Origin of the sequence: Vibrio sp. 10N.222.52.B7, assembly GCF_041474275.1 — a bacterium.
GTDB lineage: Bacteria > Pseudomonadota > Gammaproteobacteria > Enterobacterales > Vibrionaceae > Vibrio > Vibrio crassostreae_C.
In genome coordinates this window covers 1-430 of the sequence record NZ_JBFRTU010000765.1, presented here as the reverse complement: position 1 = coordinate 430, position 430 = coordinate 1, and the positions used below count along the sequence as shown (strand labels likewise).

At 44.0% G+C, this 430-nt stretch carries 1 pseudogene; it reads right to left on the bottom strand.

Going from position 1 to position 430, the window contains the following annotated elements:
• Positions 1–404 (bottom strand): annotated as a pseudogene (locus tag AB4512_RS25195) (MurR/RpiR family transcriptional regulator); the annotation flags it as partial.
• Positions 405–430: the final 26 nt, after the last annotated feature.

The following is a 430-nucleotide window of genomic DNA, read 5'->3' as shown; positions in this document are numbered from 1 at the left end:
GTACCGAGCTCAGCTCGAGTCAGTTGATGGATGTCTGTGATCACCAGGTGAGGCACATTGGCTAACGACAGAAATCGAGAAAGATAGCTAACACTCACGATGGACGCGCCACGTGAGTATAAATACACCACTGGTGACGACTTGAGTGTATTGGCTACACCAATAATCTGTTGCAGATTCGTTTCATTCGACGGTTCAGTTACTTGTTGTCTTAGTTCGCTTGCTAACTTGTAACGTAGCTCCGTATAGCTTGCGTAGCCCATCTTTTTACAGACACGGTTAACCGAAGTTGTGGTCGTTAAGGCTTTATTTGCAATGGTTTTGGCGGAAATATCTTGAAGTTCACTGGCGTGGCTGATCAAGTATTCATAAATCGCACGTTCTATACCTTGAAATGTGTTCATTGCTCTCAGCTATTATTGAATAGGCT